Source organism: Neobacillus sp. plas4 (genome assembly GCF_057221695.1).
In genome coordinates, this window is the sequence record NZ_CM170152.1 from 3,301,289 (window position 1) to 3,319,841 (window position 18,553).

The 18,553-nt window shown below is 37.8% G+C and carries 19 protein-coding genes; 7 read left to right on the forward strand and 12 right to left on the reverse strand.

The genetic code is table 11. The annotated features are described in order from the left end of the window. Window positions 1-23: 23 nt before the first annotated feature. The 8 genes from AC2TFD_RS16365 to AC2TFD_RS16400 form a co-directional block, all read right to left on the reverse strand. Entirely contained in the window at window positions 24-806 is a 783-nt protein-coding gene (locus AC2TFD_RS16365; RefSeq protein ID WP_484673585.1) for an NAD-dependent protein deacylase, read from the reverse strand. 146 nt (window positions 807-952) lie between these two features. Then, complete coding sequence (locus AC2TFD_RS16370) at window positions 953-2,146, reverse strand: MalY/PatB family protein (RefSeq protein ID WP_335569343.1); 1,194 nt, start codon at window positions 2,144-2,146, stop codon at window positions 953-955. A 142-nt stretch (window positions 2,147-2,288) separates the two neighbouring features. Then, window positions 2,289-3,353 (reverse strand): sulfate/molybdate ABC transporter ATP-binding protein, encoded by a 1,065-nt coding sequence (locus tag AC2TFD_RS16375; RefSeq protein WP_335569342.1) that lies wholly within the window; start codon window positions 3,351-3,353, stop codon window positions 2,289-2,291. A 38-nt stretch (window positions 3,354-3,391) separates the two neighbouring features. Continuing rightward, on the reverse strand, window positions 3,392-4,237 hold the full coding sequence (gene cysW, locus AC2TFD_RS16380) for a sulfate ABC transporter permease subunit CysW (protein WP_335569341.1): 846 nt from the start codon (window positions 4,235-4,237) through the stop codon (window positions 3,392-3,394). 14 nt (window positions 4,238-4,251) lie between these two features. After that, on the reverse strand, window positions 4,252-5,085 hold the full coding sequence (gene cysT / locus AC2TFD_RS16385) for a sulfate ABC transporter permease subunit CysT (protein WP_335569414.1): 834 nt from the start codon (window positions 5,083-5,085) through the stop codon (window positions 4,252-4,254). Window positions 5,086-5,107: 22 nt separating this feature from the next. Then, the gene (locus AC2TFD_RS16390; protein ID WP_484673586.1) at window positions 5,108-6,154 is read right to left on the reverse strand and encodes a sulfate ABC transporter substrate-binding protein; all 1,047 of its coding nucleotides are present in this window, start codon (window positions 6,152-6,154) and stop codon (window positions 5,108-5,110) included. Between the two features lie 135 nt (window positions 6,155-6,289). Continuing rightward, on the reverse strand, window positions 6,290-6,484 hold the full coding sequence (locus AC2TFD_RS16395; protein ID WP_335513101.1) for a YezD family protein: 195 nt from the start codon (window positions 6,482-6,484) through the stop codon (window positions 6,290-6,292). Further along, the gene (locus tag AC2TFD_RS16400; RefSeq protein ID WP_335513103.1) at window positions 6,435-6,917 is read right to left on the reverse strand and encodes an RrF2 family transcriptional regulator; all 483 of its coding nucleotides are present in this window, start codon (window positions 6,915-6,917) and stop codon (window positions 6,435-6,437) included. The genes AC2TFD_RS16395 and AC2TFD_RS16400 overlap by 50 nt, the downstream gene beginning before the upstream one ends. Before the next feature lie 361 nt (window positions 6,918-7,278). Here AC2TFD_RS16400 and AC2TFD_RS16405 point away from each other — a divergent pair, with 361 nt between their 5' ends. The 3 genes from AC2TFD_RS16405 (at window position 7,279) to AC2TFD_RS16415 (ending at window position 10,570) form a co-directional block, all read left to right on the forward strand. Continuing rightward, the gene (locus AC2TFD_RS16405; protein ID WP_335513105.1) at window positions 7,279-8,949 is read left to right on the forward strand and encodes a ribonuclease J; all 1,671 of its coding nucleotides are present in this window, start codon (window positions 7,279-7,281) and stop codon (window positions 8,947-8,949) included. A gap of 216 nt (window positions 8,950-9,165) precedes the next feature. Then, the gene (locus AC2TFD_RS16410; RefSeq protein WP_335569339.1) at window positions 9,166-10,290 is read left to right on the forward strand and encodes a CAP domain-containing protein; all 1,125 of its coding nucleotides are present in this window, start codon (window positions 9,166-9,168) and stop codon (window positions 10,288-10,290) included. Window positions 10,291-10,375: 85 nt separating this feature from the next. Next, the gene (locus tag AC2TFD_RS16415; protein ID WP_335569338.1) at window positions 10,376-10,570 is read left to right on the forward strand and encodes an alpha/beta-type small acid-soluble spore protein; all 195 of its coding nucleotides are present in this window, start codon (window positions 10,376-10,378) and stop codon (window positions 10,568-10,570) included. A 52-nt stretch (window positions 10,571-10,622) separates the two neighbouring features. On the opposite strand, the gene AC2TFD_RS16420 is transcribed toward AC2TFD_RS16415, so the two are convergent. Continuing rightward, a complete protein-coding gene (locus AC2TFD_RS16420; protein ID WP_335513111.1) occupies window positions 10,623-11,465 on the reverse strand; it encodes a dimethylarginine dimethylaminohydrolase family protein in 843 nt (280 codons plus the stop codon). A 118-nt stretch (window positions 11,466-11,583) separates the two neighbouring features. On the opposite strand from AC2TFD_RS16420, the gene AC2TFD_RS16425 reads away from it, so the two are divergent. Beyond that, window positions 11,584-11,952 carry an SET domain-containing protein gene (locus AC2TFD_RS16425; protein WP_335513113.1) on the forward strand — a complete coding sequence of 123 codons (369 nt, stop codon included), beginning with the start codon at window positions 11,584-11,586 and terminating at the stop codon, window positions 11,950-11,952. Between the two features lie 86 nt (window positions 11,953-12,038). On the opposite strand, the gene AC2TFD_RS16430 is transcribed toward AC2TFD_RS16425, so the two are convergent. Both AC2TFD_RS16430 and desA read right to left on the reverse strand, forming a co-directional pair. Beyond that, window positions 12,039-12,548: a response regulator gene (locus tag AC2TFD_RS16430; RefSeq protein WP_335513115.1), complete on the reverse strand. Its 510-nt coding sequence runs from the start codon at window positions 12,546-12,548 to the stop codon at window positions 12,039-12,041. Between the two features lie 77 nt (window positions 12,549-12,625). Further along, complete coding sequence (desA, locus tag AC2TFD_RS16435) at window positions 12,626-13,660, reverse strand: Delta(5) desaturase DesA (RefSeq protein WP_335569337.1); 1,035 nt, start codon at window positions 13,658-13,660, stop codon at window positions 12,626-12,628. A 244-nt stretch (window positions 13,661-13,904) separates the two neighbouring features. On the opposite strand from desA, the gene AC2TFD_RS16440 reads away from it, so the two are divergent. The 3 genes from AC2TFD_RS16440 to AC2TFD_RS16450 all read left to right on the forward strand — a co-directional run bounded on the left by AC2TFD_RS16440 (window position 13,905) and on the right by AC2TFD_RS16450 (window position 17,451). Then, a complete protein-coding gene (locus AC2TFD_RS16440; RefSeq protein WP_335520430.1) occupies window positions 13,905-14,300 on the forward strand; it encodes a hypothetical protein in 396 nt (131 codons plus the stop codon). A gap of 71 nt (window positions 14,301-14,371) precedes the next feature. Then, entirely contained in the window at window positions 14,372-15,709 is a 1,338-nt protein-coding gene (locus AC2TFD_RS16445) for an NAD(P)/FAD-dependent oxidoreductase (RefSeq protein WP_484673587.1), read from the forward strand. Window positions 15,710-15,975: 266 nt separating this feature from the next. After that, window positions 15,976-17,451, forward strand: a complete 1,476-nt coding sequence (locus AC2TFD_RS16450) for an alanine/glycine:cation symporter family protein (RefSeq protein WP_335520436.1) — start codon at window positions 15,976-15,978, stop codon at window positions 17,449-17,451. 100 nt (window positions 17,452-17,551) lie between these two features. On the opposite strand, the gene AC2TFD_RS16455 is transcribed toward AC2TFD_RS16450, so the two are convergent. Next, window positions 17,552-18,472 carry a ketopantoate reductase family protein gene (locus AC2TFD_RS16455; RefSeq protein ID WP_335569334.1) on the reverse strand — a complete coding sequence of 307 codons (921 nt, stop codon included), beginning with the start codon at window positions 18,470-18,472 and terminating at the stop codon, window positions 17,552-17,554. Window positions 18,473-18,553: the final 81 nt, after the last annotated feature.

Genomic DNA, 18,553 nt, shown 5'->3' on the forward strand with positions numbered 1-18,553 from the left:
TCGAAAGCAAAGAAATCCATCACTTACAAGAGTGATGGATTTAGACCAATATTAATTTTAGAGATTGTTTCTCCAATTGAGTCATGAATGACATAGGTATTTTCGGTCCCATCATAGGGTGAATCTCCCTTATTGATAATGACCAGCGGGGTCCCTTCGCGCCCGTATTGTGGGAATGTGGAGAATGGTGTAACTTTCAAACTTGTTCCTAATACCAATAGGCAGTCTGCTTGATGAATGATGTTAATAATTTCATTGAATCCATCCATCGTAAACCATTCACCTGTATCACCAAATAAAACGACATCAGGTTTAATATATCGATCTTTTTCATTATGAGTACTGCAAGCGTTACAGATATAAAAATCATCTATCGATTTTAACCTGCTGATCATTTCTTCGGTTTTATATACTTTATTGCAATTTCGACAAGAAGCTGTCTTCATTGTGCCGTGAAACTCAATCACATTTATTGAGCCAGCTTTTTGATGAAGACCATCGATATTTTGGGTAATGATGTGGCTTACCTTTCCATCTTCCTCCCACTTGGCTAGAATCTCATGTCCTTTATTTGGTTGTGCTTCTGGGTGGTATAGATTCTCAACAGCAAATTGATAAAATGCCTTAGGTTTATTATAAAAATAATCCAGTGAAAGGATATATTCAGGCGCCATCTTATAGATACCCGTTTGAGAACGAAAATCCTTGATGCCTGATTCTGTACTAATTCCTGCACCCGTTAGGACGACAATATTCTTCGCATTCTTTATCAAGTCCGTGCAGGTTTGAAGCATACTGTTCTCCATATCATCACTCCTATGAAACATAGTGCTTTTCGAGGGATATCAGTTTGTATAATGCACGCTACCACATTGCTAGCAATCTGATATAAGTCAGTATTTCCGGCTATCCGCTCGTATTTCCCGCCATCCACTACTAAATCCTCAATTACCTATTTCAGGTCTTCAAATTCCCTAGCAATTCTTGCGAAGGCTTCTTTAATCATCGGTCTTGGCGATGGGATACAGATTCTTTGATATTGTAAACCTTCTTCTCCAAACATTTTTCCGTCCTCCAAAAGGACATTTGCTTTGTTATAAATTCGATCGTGTACTTCGTCAGGGGATATGCCATAGCCACTGAGATCCATCCACATTATATAGGTTCCCTCAGGTATTCTCACCTTTACTTTTGGCATTTTTTCCGCTAGAAACTCCACTGCCCATTCCATTGTTCCATCAATATACTCTTTCAGCTGCTCCAACCATTCTTCACCATCATGGTAGACAGAAATTAGCGCTGAAACGGTAAAAGGCGATGGCAAATGCATGCCCATCACACCATTAAATGTTTGTCTCAACTCTGGATTTGGAATGATCACGTTTGTACAATGAAGACCTGCTAAATTAAAGGTTTTGTTTATCGCAGTAAACGTCACTATGTGTTTAGCATGCTCTTCAGCTGCCTTCGCAATTGGAATAAAGGTTTGATTACGTCTTACGATATCACCATGAATCTCATCAGCGATGATCAACACATCATTTTTTACACAGATATCTGCCAATTTCCTTAGCTCATCCGTATTAAATATTCTTCCTGTTGGATTATGAGGGTTACATAAAATAAACATTTTCGTGCTTTCATCTTTTGCCTTTTGTTCAAAATCCTCAAAGTCAATCGAATAATAGCCTTCTTCATTACTTTTGAGCGCATTATTTACGACTGTTCGTCCATTTGCCTCAATTGACGATGTAAAAGGAGGATAAACTGGCCGTTGAATGATGATTCCATCTCCAGGTTTTGTAAATGCCCTTACAGCCACATTCAAGGCATGAACCGTTCCTGGACTATAGATGATATCTTCCTTCTTGAACTCCCAATCATGTCTCTTTTTAAACCAGTGCTGTACCGCTTTAAAATACTCATCAGGAAATACAGAATAACCGAAAATTCGGTGATCAACGGTCTTATGTAATGCCTCGATTAATGGTTGGGGAACTGGTAAATCCATGTCAGCTGTAAATAGCGGTATGGTATCTTCATCATATCTTTCGGTAAGACCTATATCTTTTATGATTTGGCCTCCATCCCACTTTATAGAATAAGTACCTCTCCGATTTACAATTTCATCAAAGTTATATTTCATCTTATCTTCCCTTCCATTCATTTTTTGGAATACATGTTGAAAAAGCTTCTTAACTTCTAATGTATTCTTAATACATGTATATTTCAATCTATACGATTCCTCAATAAAAATAAGTGCCGGGATTCCCTAGCACTTTTTCCTTCTATATTAATTTGCTTTTTAAAGAGTTTCTAATACCCATTTTTCCTGTATGGGCATGTTTATTTTCCAAATGATGATCAAAGACGATGATATTTTTAAATTCAGCAAAAAGAATATCGCCCCTTTTTACAGGACTCATATTTTGATACTGATCGATACTCATCTCCGCTTCGAAAAGAGCCCCCGTATCCTGCCGCCTTAATTCGATTCTTACGGTAGAACCGATAATATGAATATGTGAAACCTCGGACAATATGCTGTTTCCTTGGAAAAATTTCCTCAGAACAATTTCGTGTGGCCGAACATAACTGATTGCCTCCGAAGCTTCAGCATCCCGAAACTCGTTGACTCTTCCTAAAAAACTATAAACAAAAGCGTTTGCTGGTTTTTGATACACTTCCTCTGGAGAGCCAATTTGTTCAATTTTACCCTGATTCATTACAACTACGGTATCAGCCATTTCTAAAGCCTCTTCTTGGTCGTGGGTGACAAAAATAGTCGTTATGTTTAGCCGTTGATGGATTTCCCTTAACCAGTGACGCAGTTCCTGACGAACTTTCGCATCGAGTGCTCCAAATGGTTCGTCAAGAAGCAGGACTTCTGGTTCTACAGCAAGAGCCCTTGCCAATGCAATCCGCTGCCTTTGTCCCCCTGAAAGCTGTGAAGGATAGCGATTGGCAAGCTGTTCTAATTGAACGAGCTTCAACAATTCATTTACCTTTTCTGCAATTTCATTTTTAGAGGGACGAGTTTTTCTCGGTCTCACCTTTAATCCAAAAGCAATATTATCAAATATAGTCATATGCTTAAATAACGCATAGTTTTGAAAAACAAACCCTACATTCCGTTCTTTAATTGTTTTATAGGTGTAATCCTTGTCATTGAAGAAGATTCCACCAGAATCTAACCCCTCTAAACCTGCAATGAGTCTTAGAAGTGTAGTTTTTCCTGAACCTGATGGTCCTAATAAGGCCACAAAATCTCCTGTTGGAATTTCTAGATTAACATTTTTAACGGCTGGAAACGTTCCAAAAGCCTTTGATACTCCCTTGATTGTAATGCCCATTCTGCAATCCTCCATTTTAGTAACACACATTATCACTATTAGTGTTTTTTTGTTTTCCATTCCACAAGGCTTTTTAATATCAATGTTAGGATGGCTAGTAGTGCAAGTAAGGAAGCTGCAGCAAAAGCAGCACTGAAATTGTATTCGTTATACAAGATTTCAACATGAAGAGGAATTGTATTGGTTAACCCTCTAATATGGCCGGAAACAACGGATACTGCTCCAAATTCCCCCATGGCTCGAGCGTTACACAGAATGACCCCATACAGTAAACCCCACTTAATATTGGGCAACGTCACCCGAAAAAACATTTGCCAGCCGCTAGCACCGAGTGTAATCGCTGCTTGTTCTTCTTCCGTTCCTTGTTCCTCCATGATAGGGAGCAGTTCTCTGACCACAAATGGAAAAGTAACAAAAATAGTTGCTAAAATAATTCCTGGTACCGCAAAGATAATCTTGATATTATTGGCCTCTAAAAACGGTCCCAATACTCCTTGTGAACCAAACAGTAAAACAAAAACAAGGCCGGCTATTACCGGTGATACCGCAAACGGTATGTCAATTAACGTGAGTAAAATATTCTTACCTTTAAATTCAAACTTCGTTATGGCCCAAGCTGCCAACACCCCGAATATCGTATTAACAGGTATCGTAATGGCTGCTGTAAGTAACGTTAATTTAATCGCCGATAATGCGTCACGTTCGGTCAAAGCTGCAAAGTAAAGCTGAATACCTTTATTTAGTCCCTCCGTGAATACTACGATTAATGGCACTAAAATAAAAATCCCTAGGAAGCCAAGTGCAATAGCAATTAACATCCATTTTCCGATGAACCCATGATTATTGGCTTTTACATCTTTCACCTGAAGCTCTTGAACAATCATATTCCCTATCTCCTCTAGTTCATTTGATACTTTTTCGTTGTTTTCCATTGCCAAAAATTAATTAAGAATAAAAGAATGAATGAAAATAGAAGCATGACGACGGCAATGGCGGCAGCCCCGGCATAATTGAACTGCTCTAATTTTGTGATGATTAGCAATGGAACAATTTCCGTTTTCATTGGCATATTACCCGATATGAAAACGACGGAACCATATTCGCCTAATGCCCTTGCAAAGGCAAGGGCAAAGCCTGTTAGAATCGCTGGAAAAATGGCTGGGAAAATAATTTTGATAAAAATTTGTACCGAATTAGCTCCAAGAGTAGACGCAGCCTCCTCATATTGCTGGTCTAAATCCTGCAATACCGGCTGAACGGAACGGACGACAAAGGGAAGGCCGATAAATGTTAAAGCCACCATGATACCAAGCGGTGTATAAGCTACCTTTATTCCAATAGAATCAAAGTATTGCCCAATCCATCCATTTGGAGCATAGATGGTGGTAAGGGCGATTCCTGCTACCGCAGTTGGCAGCGCAAACGGGAGATCTACCAACGCGTCAATCATTCTTCTCCCATAAAAATCGTAGCGGACTAAAACCCAGGCAATCAGCGTCCCGAATATCGCATTAACAATAGCCGCTATAAACGATGTATAAATCGTCAATTTATAGGAGGCAACGACCCGATCATCCGTAACCGTCTCCCAAAATTCTGCAAAACTAATCGTTGAGGCTTTTAAAAACAGAACTGCTATCGGAATCAAGATGATTAGGCTTAAATAAACAAGTGTGTACCCCATTGATAGACCAAATCCCGGTAATACTCGATGTCGTTTTCTCTTATTAATCACTTAGAACTCTCCTTTAATTTTACGGTTTGTAGATTTCGTCAAAGACCCCGCCATCATCAAAATGGATTTTTTGGGCATTTTTCCAGCCGCCAAAAACTTCGTCAATTGTAAATAAGTTAATCTCAGGGAACTGATCAGCATACTTTTTGGCTATCTCCTCAGAACGCGGGCGGTAATAGTTTTTAGCAGCAATTTCTTGACCTTCCTCTGTATACAGATAGTCTAAATAAGCTTTGGCAACCTCTTCAGTTCCATGTTTTTTAGCTGTTTCATCTACCACTGTGACAGGTGGCTCAGCTAAGATACTTACGGATGGAACGACAATTTCAAATTCATCTTTGCCTAGCTCATTTAAGGCTAAGAAGGCTTCATTTTCCCAAGCAATCAATACATCCCCAATACCTCTTTCAACAAACGTGGTGGTAGACCCGCGTGCTCCTGAATCTAAAACAGGAACATTTTTAAATAGTTGGGTAACAAATTCTTTTGCCTTTGCTTCGTCTCCATTGTTTTGCTCTAGAGCATATCCCCAGGCAGCGAGGTAATTCCATCTTGCCCCACCGGACGTTTTTGGATTTGGGGTAATCACTGATACGTCCTTTTTCACGAGATCGTTCCAGTCTTTAATACCTTTTGGGTTGCCTTTTCTTACCAGAAACACAATAGTAGATGTGTAAGGAGAACTGTTTTTATCTAGTCTTTCCTGCCAATTCTCTGGAAGCTTTCCTGCTTCTGCGATTACATCAATATCATAAGCAAGTGCAAGGGTAACAATATCAGCCTCAAGACCGTCAATAACAGAACGGGACTGCTTGCCTGAACCACCATGCGATTGATTGATTATTACTTTTTGACCTTTTTCTTTTTCCCAATAGGAAGCAAAGCTTTTGTTGAATTCCTCATAAAATTCTCTGGTTGGGTCGTATGAGACGTTTAATAGTTCAACTTCTTTTTTTACAGTAGCTGCTTCAGTATCTTTCTCATTTGATGTACTTTGGTTCGAGCACCCTGCAGCCCATAGTAGTAAAGTTAGAGTGATTAGTGTAATCCAGATTTTTTTCATCATTTTATTGACTCCTCTATTTTGTTGTAGGCTTTTTCCAATAAAAAAAGCCCCATTAGTTTACACGTGTACATACCTCGATGTACAAGTTACTAAAGGGCCTTCGGGTGTCCGATCGGCAGTTATTCATAATGTTTATTACCTGCTTTTAGATTGATTTGATACTGGAGAAATCTGTTTGCTTTTTAACGGCAATCGGTGCTTTTCTAAGCGGTCAATTTGGGTAATTTGTGAATCATGAACGGTGATTTGAACGGTGCCAAATTCCAAGCCTTCTAATAAACTAGCTATTTTTTCCATCACCTGTTGATCCAGACGGGCTTTTGACGACAATGAAATCCTCTCCTTCTAGCTTAGTAATTCGGTTTAAAAGTAAATCCTCCAATGTTGTTCGTTCTAAAACAAAAGCGATTGTATCTCGAACCAACGACCACAACGGCTTTAATTGACATCCCCCCTCTAAAGGACATGGTTCATATTTTGTAATGGACGCGCAGCTCATTGGCGACAAAGGACCTTCCAAATCCCGAATGACTTCTCCAATGTTGATTTCTTGAGGTTCCATTTGCAGCATATAACCACCCTTTGCGCCTCGTTTGCTCGTAACATAACCGAGCTTTTTTAATTGAAGTAAGATTTGCTCCAAATAATGAATGCTGACCAGGGTTTTTTCAGAAATTTCTTGAATACCGAGTACATTTCCTTGATGGTTCCCCAGCTGTAGTAATGCTCGCAAAGCATATTCGCCCTTGCTCGATACCTTCATTCCATCCCTCCTCATTGAATGTTGAGTAATTCAGTCAACATTCCTTCCCAAAAATAATCCACTTGTATACTGAAAAATGGATATAAGTTAGTTATAGATATATTCACTGGTTACATAAAGGGCACTTGTCTATAGCGCCCTTTTCTATGTCTTTCGGAATCATTGTTTTTAATTCCGATTAAATCTATTGGTTTAATATAAAAATATATTAATTGTTATTTTTAGAAAAATCAATACATTTTTTTTAAAATAAATAATCTTTTCATTTAATTTTTAAAGTAACTGTCCCTCTTCTTCATACTCCTCTCTTCTCAGGGGATACTAAAACCTATGTAATTTAAAATCGGGAGGTATATTAATAATGAGTGAAACATCATTGTCGTTTTTTGCCTTAGGAGGCATAAATGAAATCGGTAAAAATATGTATGCGATTGAATATGATGATGATATCATCATCATCGATTGCGGTGGTAAATTTCCTGACGAGAGTTTGATGGGGATTGACCTGATTATTCCGGATATGACATATTTAGAGGAAAATCAGGATAAAATTCGTGCCATGCTGGTGACACATGGACATGAAGACCATATTGGCGGAATTCCTTTCTTTTTAAAAAGATTTAATCATGTACCAATCTATGCGACGCGTTTTACATTGGGGTTAATTGAATTAAAGTTAGAAGAGCATCGCCTTCTACGGGAAACTGAGTTAGTTACCATTAACTCTGAATCAACAGTTGAATTCGGAAAAATTGGTGTTTCTTTCTTTAAGGTGAGTCATAGTATACCCGACTGCCTAGGTATCGTCTTCCATACACCAGAAGGAAATGTTGTTCATACCGGAGATTTCAAGTTTGATTTAACACCTTCAAATAACCAATATAGTGATATTCATAAAATGGCTGAAATTGGTCAAAAAGGTGTAATCGCCTTGATATCAGAAAGTACCAATGCAGAACGCAAGGGACTATCTCCATCTGAGCAAATGGTCGGAGACCATTTATTAGAGGCTTTTATAAAAGCCGATGGAAAAATCATCCTCTCCACCTTCGCATCAAATGTAAACCGTGTTCAGCAGGTGGTGGAAGCAGCGATAAAAACAAACCGCAAGCTTGCCCTATTAGGACGAAGTATGGTTAACGTCGTGGATGTTGCACTTGAACGTGGATACTTACAAATGCCGGAAGGGATGCTCATCAGTGCAAATGAGATTGAACAATTCCCTCCTGATAAGGTTGCGATTCTTTGTACCGGCAGTCAGGGAGAACCAAATGCAGCTCTTGCTCGCTTAGCAACAGGAAATTATCGTGATGCGACCATTTATCCTGGGGACACAGTTATTCTAGCGGCGTCACCCATCCCAGGAAATGAAAAAGGTGTTTCTAAGATTATCGACAACTTATTTCAGCTTGGGGCTAAGGTGATTTATGGCTCAGGCAGTTCTACCGGTATGCATGTTTCCGGACATGGCTATCAGGAAGACTTAAAACTCATGCTTACCCTTATGAAGCCAGCCTATTTCATCCCAATTCATGGTGAATATAGAATGCTCCATCATCACAAGCAGTTAGCTGAATCCGTTGGAGTAGAAAAAGGAAATACATTCATTATTAAAAATGGCGATGTCGTAGATATTGAAAATTCAGTGGCGCGTCAGACTCGAAATATTCCTGCTGGGGATACGTATGTAGACGGCATTAGTGTTGGCGATGTCGGGGAGGTTGTTTTACGTGACCGTAGACAGCTGTCTGAAGATGGTATGCTCGTTATTGTCTTAACCATCAGTAAATCAGATCGAAAGATTATCCAAGGACCGGACACAATAACTCGTGGTTTCGTTTATGTAAAAGAATCGGAAGACCTGATTAGAGAAATCAATCGACTAGTTAAGAAAACGATTCTTGAGCTAGAAGCAGATAATATTCGCCAATGGAATGTAATGAAGCAGCATATCAAAAAATCTGTAGGACAGTATTTATTCAAACACACAAAAAGAAAACCGATGATTCTACCGATCATCCTAGAAATTTAAAGAAAAGGTCAGGCACCAAAATTGTGCCTGACATTTTCTATTTTCGGGCTTCGCAGATATATTTGCTTTATCGCAAATAAAATGAATTTAACGCAGATAAATTTTTATTTTCGCAGATAAAATTAAAATTAAGCAGATATATCTTGATTTACTGGCAAATTTATTTTATATTTATTCGAACTTGGCTAAACTCCTAATAGAATTGGAGGAATGATGATGTTCCGTTTACTTAGATTAGTTGCATTATTATTTTTATTATATATTTCTTGGCCCTTTATTTCAAAACAGCTGGACAATTCCAATATCCATGCGAATTTTGTATCTACATTAAAAGAGAAACTAGAAGTACCAGAAACGATTAGTATTTTATACGATGATATCCAACAAATGTTGAAACAGCTTGGCTTCCAAATAGAAGAAATGCCGTTAAAGGAAGATAAAACTGTGGAAGAGCAGCAGGATAAGTTGGAGTTAACACAACCAGCTAAACAAACCTTTTCCATTCATAATACTGAGCTTGGCAATGCCAAAATTGACATTGAACATAATTTAGGGATAGCTAAGCGGGTAACACTTAATGAATATGGTGTAAATTGGTATGCTTATCATGAGAATTACCATGATTTTTTTATGGTAATGTATAACGAAAACAACCTAGCAGCAGGTTTATATACGAATCAAGACCTACTTACTTCAACGAATGGGATTAAAATAGGAAGTGAAAAAGAAACAGTACGTACCATCCTTGGTGAGCCAATCACCAAAATTCAAAAAGGAATGGTTATTTATCAGCTGCAAGAGAATAATGACAATGATTTATTTTTAGTCGATGATACCTATGTAACCATTTTTTATGATAAACATGAGAATAATACTGTAACAGCCATACAAATTATTAGCAAATCATTAGAGGAAAATAAAAAGGATTTTTATACAAATGCGACTCCAGCCTTGAAAGAGGGCTTTGAATATCAAATGTTTGATTTAACGAATGCTGCTAGAGTCAATCATCAGCTCCCCATCTTAACGTGGGATGATCATGTTAGAGAAACTGCTCGTGAACATAGTGCAGATATGGCAGAGAAGGATTATTTTGATCACAAGAATCTTGAGGGTCAATCACCATTTGACCGAATGAAAGAAGATGACATTGTTTTTCAATTGGCTGGGGAAAACCTTGCTTATGGACAATTAAGCAGTATATTTGCCCATGAAGGTTTAATGAACTCCCTTGGGCATCGTGAGAATATCTTACGTAAAGACTACGAGTACTTAGGAGTGGGCGTTGCTTTTAATGAAAAATCGCAGCCTTATTATACCCAGAATTATTACACCAACTAATGACAGAATCACGATAGATAAAAAGGGCAAATTATATACGAGCAATTCTTGATTGCTCAAATAACTTCGTCGGGAGTGATGTATCATGGCTAGAAACAAACTACTGGTTCCTGGTGCAGACAATGTTCTGAATCAAATGAAGGAAGAAATCGCCAACGAGTTTGGAGTTCAACTTGGTGCTGATACGACCGCACGAGCAAATGGTTCAGTCGGAGGCGAAATGACCAAACGTCTCGTTGCCTACGCTGAACAAACTTTAAGAAATCAGCAAGGTCAATAACCTGTGATGATTTCTAAGGAAAGGCTGTCCGAAATACTCGGACAGTCTTTTATTAACCACGCAAGATTGGAAGAGTACAACAGCGGAAGGAACCGCCTGATTTTATGATTTCAGTTATGTCGACCTCAATAACTTCAAACCCTCTATTCACAAGCTCTCGGTTTACGTGTTTATTTACGGGTAAGCTTAAAATTTTCTTGTTCCCAATATTTAATACATTCGTACCTAACGTAAACTGTTCCTCTTCACTAACTTCAATCAATTCATATCGAGATGAAAAAAGCTCGATATCCTCTTTTGTTAATGCCGGCGGATAAATTAAGGCCACATCTGGTGAAATAACATTAAAAACACAATCCAAATGGAGATATTTTTCCTTAAAGGATATTGCTTTTACATCGAATTGGTTGAGTATACTTTGCAAATGGTCAACCGCCTGCTGATGGGTCCGGTTACTTAACCCAACATATATGGTTTCCCCATCAATGATTACATCTCCACCTTCAATCCTGCCTTCTGCCAAATGATAATAAGACATTTCTTCATCATCAAGCCACTGTCTTAACACACCCTCTTCCCCGATACGAACATCATGTGCCATCTTGGCAACAAAAATGGTTTGTCCCAGGGTAAAACCAATATCTCTTGTGAATACCTGTTCAGGAAATTTTTTATGATAGGGTAACAAAATAACCTCTATACCATTCTCTTCTAAGGTTCTAACAAATTCCCTGTGCTGTTCGAGTGCAGTTTTAATATGTATGCCTTCATCCTTAAACTCCTTCTGTGTGTCATTGATTACCTCTCGAATTGTCATATATTGAGGCTGACAAAGAATAACACGTTTTAATTCATCGTATTCACTTCTACAATAGGTTTTATAAGTTAGTGTCATGGAGCACCTCCTAATTTATCTTCTTTTTATAGGATTACTTAAACAAAAATATCCATTCATTCATAAATTAATACGAAGGTGTTTTTAACCAAAAGTTTAAAATGGTGGTGATGTCTCAATGTTTGAATTGAAGAAATCGAAGTACGGCAGAGGAATCTTTGCAACTCGTAATATTAGGAAAGGCGAGCTGATCCATGAAGCACCAGTCATTATTTCCCCTAAGGATGAGTATAAGTATTTAAAAAAAACAATCTTAGTTGAATATGCATTCTGGTGGGGTGAAGATCTAGAAGATTGTGCCTTAGCGCTGGGATATGGCTCTCTGTTTAACCACTCCTACACCCCCAATGCTTTATATAAGTTAAATTTACAAAATAAGACGATTGATATTTTTGCTTATACAAATATAAAAAAGGGTCAAGAAATTTTTATCAATTACAATGGCGATCCTGATGATGATGAACCAATGTGGTTCGATGTGTATTAATCTAGCCCTCATATGCTTGCTCTAATGTTTTTAAGTCCAATAATACCCATATTCATAAAAAAAGCATCCAAATTGATTGGATGCTTTTAACCTGTAGGTAATTTAAATTTATCAAAAATGGATGTAAAATAATTTTTTACTGTACCCGTATTTTTATTTTGATCGTAGTTCTTTTGAGGGACAGCAGAATTTTCTTCGCTAGAAAATTCGTCCATGAGTTCATTTGAAAAAATTCGGTTTCCATCCATAACACTACGAATGGAAAAAGCTAACTCTTCACTAGGATTATCTTTTAATAAATACCCTCTTACATCTGCATCCCATGCCCGTTGAAAATAGCCCGGTCTAGCAAAGGTTGTAAGAATAATTACTTTACAGTCTGTAAGTTGTAAAGCTTCTGCCGCCTCCAGACCACTCTTTTCAGGCATTTCTATATCCATAATACAAACATCTGGTTGTAATTGGCGGACGAGTGATAGTGCCTCTTCCCCATTAACTGCCTGACCAACGACTTCGATATCATCTTCTAAATTTAGCAGATTACCCATTGCCTCTAATAGCGGCCCCTGATCCTCTGCGATTACAATTCGAATCATTTCTCTCTCTCCTTATCAGACAGCTGCGAATCATGCAGAGACTCCCCTTCATTTAAGGAGAGTCTGCAGAGTGGGTCTTACACTTCTGGTTTTGCTTGAACTGAAATTCGTTTTTTTGCTAAAGCTTTTACATCTTTAAAAGCAACAAAATTCTTGGCGTTTTCATCCCAAAGTCGGAAACGAAGTGATTTTAAGCTCGTTGCAAGTGTAATTGTTGGTACGTTTTGTAATGGAAGCGCCTGATTATGAGCTTCTTCTAGTTTATAATTCGGAACCCTAGGGCTTAAATGGTGAACATGATGGAAACCGATATTCCCAGTTAAAAATTGCAAAAGTTTTGGAAGCTTGTAAAAAGAACTACCTTCCACAGCTGCTTTTACATATTCCCAGTTAGGATCTTCTTCAAAGTAAGAATCCTCAAAGGTATGCTGCACATAAAACAACCAGATTCCACAAGACCCAGAAATCATGAAAATCGTTCCTTGTACGAGTAGAAATGACTGCCAGCCAATTGCCCAGCAAAGCAATGCAATCAAAGTAACAATAAGAACATTGGTTAAATAGGTGTTCATTCGTTCTTTTTTGCGTGCATCTTTACGATTGAAACGATTCTTCAACAAGAACTGATAGATTGGTCCTATGCCAAACATAATTAACGGATTACGATATAAACGATAAGCTATACGAAGCTTCAGTGGTGCTGCCAAGTATTCATCAACAGTAAGTGTCCAAATATCTCCTGTTCCACGCTTATCCAAGTTACCACTTGTTGCATGATGAACAGAATGTTCGTGTCCCCATTGATCAAACGGAAACAGTGTTAAAACTCCCATTGCAGTACCGACTGCTCTATTGGCACTTCTATTTTTGAAAAAAGAATGATGCGTACAGTCATGAAATATAATGAAAATTCGTACTAAAAACCCGGCTGCTGCAATAATTGGAACCAATGCTAACCAATAAGAAACAGATAAGCTTTGATAGGCAAGGAACCATAAAAGGATAAACGGTCCAACTGTGTTAATAATCTGCATTACACTTTGTTTTGTGGTAGATTTTTCAAATGGAGCAACTTGTTTTCTTAAATTTTTCGTATTATCTTGTACTGACATATTTTTAATTCCCTTCAGTTTGTGTCGTTAATCCAAGTATAAAGAAGGATAGATAATCGTGTAAGTACCAGGTGTCATATGCAGAGTATGACAAATGTAATATAAAGCTTGTCTCTTACACCAAAAATGGAATCTATGCTATAATAAAATAATGATGTGCTTTAATAAACTAAAGCGTTGTTTTACTACTGTAGACGATAAATAGACTAGATTTTAATTAAATATGAGCAAAAGGGTGAAAAAAGTGAAAAATCATATTGATACCATTTATATTTTAGAAAACCCAGAGAAAAATATTATTAAATTTGCGACTGGTTATCAGCTTAAATACGATGACACAATAAAAGATGTTTTTGGTGTAGCCTGCCTGAATGATTTAGAAATGATGATTCAATTTAACAAGCCGTTTCAAGACAGCATTTGTTCCAGTAAACAAATAAATGTAAAGAATATTTCATTGAATAGTGTTGTCCGAATCGCCTCCAAAACAGAACTTTTGCAATTACGAGAGGAATTGTTAAAAGAAGTTGGGAAATTACCAATCCCCCGCCCATTCGATTCAGTCATAAGACTTCAAGAAGGGATTTTTCATTGGGACGAAAGTAATTCTTTGTATATTTCTGATAGGCTTGGTGCCTAACCTTTAAGTAACCTGAGATCGGGTTACTTTTTCTATGAGAAAATTTATTTGTTTGGCAGGTGTTTCATCCCATGTCTTCAAAGGAAAAGGCAATCATTATTGGCGGCGGTATTTCTGGTAAGTTAGCTGCACGAGTGTTATCGGATTATTATAATGAAATCATAATCATCGAAAGGGACCAGAAACCAGAAGGACCGTTTCCTAGAAAAGGTGCCCCGCAAGGAGAGCATTTACACGCGCTCCTGCACGCCGGTGAATATGGTCTTGAGGAGTTATTTCCTGATATTACGGAGAAATTTTATAGCAGCGGAGCTATAAATATCAATTCAACCATCGATTTATCATGGTTTCATCATGGGTCATGGAAGGTCCGATTTGATGGCGGCTATAGGACTACGCTTCAGACACGGCCACATTTAGAATGGCATATAGAGCAATATATGAAAAAAATTCCGAATGTTACAATTCAATATAATCAAATCGTCCAGGATTATTTATATAATAAAGCAGAAAATCGTATCATTGGTGTGGAACTAAAAACTGGTTCATTACGAGCAGATTTAGTAGTAGATGCAAGCGGCGTAAGCAGTCTTACTTCCAGTTGGATGAACAAACGTGGAATTTCAATCCCTTCAGAAAAGGTAGATATTGACTTAAGCTATATTAGTAAACAATTTGAACTAAATAATCATCATGAACGAGACTGGAAAATTAAGATGATATATCCTAACCCCCCTCAAGAAAAAATTGGCGGAACGATTTCGAAGGTGGAAGGAAATCGTTATATTGTCACACTTATGGGTTATCATGGTGCAATAAACGAAAAAGAGGTATTAAAAGGTGACAGAGGTTTTATAGAACTATCAAAAAAATTGCCGATACTAGATATTTATCAAGAAATTAAAGAAGCCAAACCATTATCTAAGACTTCCATTTATCGTATCCCGACTATCATTTGGAGACGTTTTGATAAGATAGGAAATTTACCGAATGGTCTATTATTAATTGGGGATACGATTTGCAGGATTGATCCTGTATTTGGTCAAGGTATGAGTATTGCCATATTAGAAGCACTTTCGTTACAAAAACTGTTACAGCAGCATAAGAATGAATTACACAAAATCCCTAGATTCTTTCATAAAAAGTCTGCTAGTATCATTTCCCCTATTTGGAATATGGTCATAACAGAAGATTACCGTTATCCAGCTACTACTGGAAAAAAACCATACGGTCTCACCCTCCAGCAATGGTATGCAAAAAACATCTTTATTTTATCCTCACAAAATCAAGATGTCTACGACAATTTTGTCAAAGTAATGAACCTAGTTAGTCCGGTTTCATCCTTGATGAAGCCGAGTATCATTAAAAATGTTTTAACCCATGCATTTTCAAAAAACAGTAAATCTTAGTTGCCACAGCAATTACGAGGAAAAAGGACAATCTTCATAAAAGAAGTTTGTCCTTTTTTACGTTTGGCACAACCCCGACATCCTCATGTTTTAATACTGTTATCTATCTCTAGCATAGTACATATTATTTATTTATCGTAATATATAGAATTTATTGAATATTCTATTGATATATCATCCTATCTTAAACTATAATTTTATTATCATCTTGTTATACAACATCTGGATATTATTACTTAATTAATACATAACAAAGGAGGAAATTTATGATCGAGCAACTTGTTAATGGCATTAATGGTTATTTATGGAGTGCACCACTCATCATCTTTATTTGTGCAGTCGGATTGTACTTTAGTGTACGCACAAGATTTCTGCAGATTCGTCATGTAAAGGAAATGGTTCGTCTACTATTTTCTGGCAAGAGCTCCAATGAGGGTGTCTCTTCCTTTCAAGCATTGGCAATGTCTTTATCAGGCCGTATTGGAGTCGGGAATATTGCCGGGACAGCAACGGGAATTGCCTTCGGTGGACCTGGAGCTGTATTTTGGATGTGGGTAATCACCTTCATCGGTGCAGCATCTGCATTTGTTGAGTCTACCCTTGCCCAAATCTATAAAGAAAAGCAAGATGGAGAGTATCGAGGAGGACCTGCCTTCTACATTGAAAAAGGGCTTGGGTGGAAATGGTTTGCCGTTATTTTTGCCATTGCAACACTCCTCGCAATGGCTGTACTCATGCCAGGTATTCAGGCGAATGCAATTGCTGAAGGTGTTAGCAATGCTTTTGGAATTGAAAGTTCCATTACCGGTTTAGTAGTTGTCTTACTTATGGGACTTATTATTTTTGGCGGGGTTAAGCGGATCGCGAGAGTTGCGGAATTTCTCGTGCCTTTTATGGCTGCCGGATATTTACTTGTCGCCATAGCAATCATTGTGGTGAATTTCGATAGAATTCCAGAAGTATTTACTCTGATTTTTAAAAGTGCATTTGGCGCTGAGGGAATGTTCGGTGGTATTCTCGGTTCAACCATTATGTGGGGTGTAAAACGTGGTCTATATGCGAATGAAGCAGGACAAGGAACAGGCGCTCACCCTGCAGCAGCCGCAGAGGTATCACACCCGGCAAAACAAGGACTAGTCCAAGCATTTTCAATTTATCTAGATGTGTTCTTAATCGTTACAGCGACTGCGTTTATGATTTTATTTACAAATTCGTACAATACAGTAAATGAAAAAACTGGGGAAGTCTTAGTGGAGAATCTTAAAGGAGTAGAAAGTGGTCCTGCTTATACTCAAGCAGCCGTTGATACAATTATTCCGGGATTCGGATCAGGATTTATTGCGCTGGCTCTATTCTGCTTTGCCTTCACGACGATTTTTGCTTATTACTACATTGCAGAAACAAATCTTGCTTACCTAGTTAAAGGCAAACAAAGAAAATTAGCTATGACCATATTAAAATTAATTCTCTTAGGATCCGTTTTCTATGGATCCGTAAGGACGGCAGAGACAGCTTGGGCAATGGGTGATATCGGACTTGGAATCATGGTATGGTTGAACTTAATCGCTATTCTTTTATTATTCAAACCGGCAAATATCGCTTTAAAGGACTATGAAGAGCAATTGAAACAAGGAAAAGACCCTGAATTTAACTCTACCGCATTAGGGATTAAGAATGCAGAATTCTGGGCAAATGGGTATAAAAAAGAAGAGAAAGATGAAGAAAAACGGGCTATAAACTAATATACTCCTGTATTTAAAATGCAAGGCACCATCCCAACATTGAGGAAGGTGCCCTGCACTTTTCTTGATTTAAACCATCCATATTAAAAAGGTTACCTTATTAATAAGTACTTTCAATAGCTTTAATCGTATCATAAAGTTTTTTGTTCACAGGGGTTGGCACTCGGTATTTTTCACCCATTTCTAAAACGGCTCCCGCAAACAAAGCCACCTCGCTGTAACGCCGCGCCTCCAAATCTTGTGCCATGGACGGTTTCCCTTCTGGACTCAATGTGGCTAATACACTTAACCAATAATTCAGGTCAGCTTCTGTTAGATTGATCCCCTCGTATTCAGATAAGGTAATGACCTCTCTCATGGCTGCAATCATGGTTGCCCTTGCTTCACCATCCCTTTGAATTTCACCATAATTACTTTTATAAACAGCAACGGTTTGATTGACTCCAACATTCAGCATAAATTTTCCCCATAACCGCTTATTCATATCCGTGTCTACCTCATATGGAAAATTAATTTTATCAAAAAAATCAGCCACACTCTTAGCCTTGTCTGAAATCATTCCAGGCTTTTGATCACCAAAGCAAAGCATTCCCATATGGTCATATGTAAGCTTATTTCCTACCTTTACTGCGTCCATCCCTTGGGCGACACTATAAAGAATCTTATCCATACCATAAGCTTGGCCAATGATACCTTCACTTGTAATTCCATTTAAGGCTGATAAAATAATTGTGTCCTTTCCCACATGTTGTTTCGCTGCTTGAATAGCATCATGTAAGCCTTCATATTTTACTGTAAAAATCAGTAAATCTGCTGGTTCGCATTGATCTTCAGGTGTTACATAATGAAAGTCACAAGGTTCTCCATTACAATAGACATTTGCTTTCTTATATTTTTCGATTCGCTCACGGTCAGCTATAATCCTTACATCATCCTTTGGCATTCTTTTAGCAAAATGGTTCCCAAATAATATCCCTAATGCTCCTAATCCGATAATAGATACTTTTTTTATTTCCATCATATAAGTCCTCTCAGCCTTTTTTTAAATTTTATCATGAAATTGGTGTTGGATAATAATCATTCGTTTTTCATTCAATTTCGA

Coding starts and splice junctions, on each gene's coding strand:
- AC2TFD_RS16425 (WP_335513113.1), top strand. CDS start 11,584: ATGTTTGAATTGAAGAAATCGAAGTACGGCAGAGGAATCTTTGCAACT.
- AC2TFD_RS16390 (WP_484673586.1), bottom strand. CDS start 6,154: ATGATGAAAAAAATCTGGATTACACTAATCACTCTAACTTTACTACTA.
- AC2TFD_RS16405 (WP_335513105.1), top strand. CDS start 7,279: ATGAGTGAAACATCATTGTCGTTTTTTGCCTTAGGAGGCATAAATGAA.
- desA (WP_335569337.1), bottom strand. CDS start 13,660: ATGTCAGTACAAGATAATACGAAAAATTTAAGAAAACAAGTTGCTCCA.
- AC2TFD_RS16415 (WP_335569338.1), top strand. CDS start 10,376: ATGGCTAGAAACAAACTACTGGTTCCTGGTGCAGACAATGTTCTGAAT.
- AC2TFD_RS16365 (WP_484673585.1), bottom strand. CDS start 806: ATGGAGAACAGTATGCTTCAAACCTGCACGGACTTGATAAAGAATGCG.
- AC2TFD_RS16375 (WP_335569342.1), bottom strand. CDS start 3,353: ATGGGCATTACAATCAAGGGAGTATCAAAGGCTTTTGGAACGTTTCCA.
- AC2TFD_RS16400 (WP_335513103.1), bottom strand. CDS start 6,917: ATGAAGGTATCGAGCAAGGGCGAATATGCTTTGCGAGCATTACTACAG.
- AC2TFD_RS16410 (WP_335569339.1), top strand. CDS start 9,166: ATGTTCCGTTTACTTAGATTAGTTGCATTATTATTTTTATTATATATT.
- AC2TFD_RS16430 (WP_335513115.1), bottom strand. CDS start 12,548: ATGATTCGAATTGTAATCGCAGAGGATCAGGGGCCGCTATTAGAGGCA.
- AC2TFD_RS16455 (WP_335569334.1), bottom strand. CDS start 18,472: ATGATGGAAATAAAAAAAGTATCTATTATCGGATTAGGAGCATTAGGG.
- AC2TFD_RS16450 (WP_335520436.1), top strand. CDS start 15,976: ATGATCGAGCAACTTGTTAATGGCATTAATGGTTATTTATGGAGTGCA.
- AC2TFD_RS16370 (WP_335569343.1), bottom strand. CDS start 2,146: ATGAAATATAACTTTGATGAAATTGTAAATCGGAGAGGTACTTATTCT.
- AC2TFD_RS16445 (WP_484673587.1), top strand. CDS start 14,372: ATGTCTTCAAAGGAAAAGGCAATCATTATTGGCGGCGGTATTTCTGGT.
- AC2TFD_RS16420 (WP_335513111.1), bottom strand. CDS start 11,465: ATGACACTAACTTATAAAACCTATTGTAGAAGTGAATACGATGAATTA.
- cysW (WP_335569341.1), bottom strand. CDS start 4,237: ATGATTGTTCAAGAGCTTCAGGTGAAAGATGTAAAAGCCAATAATCAT.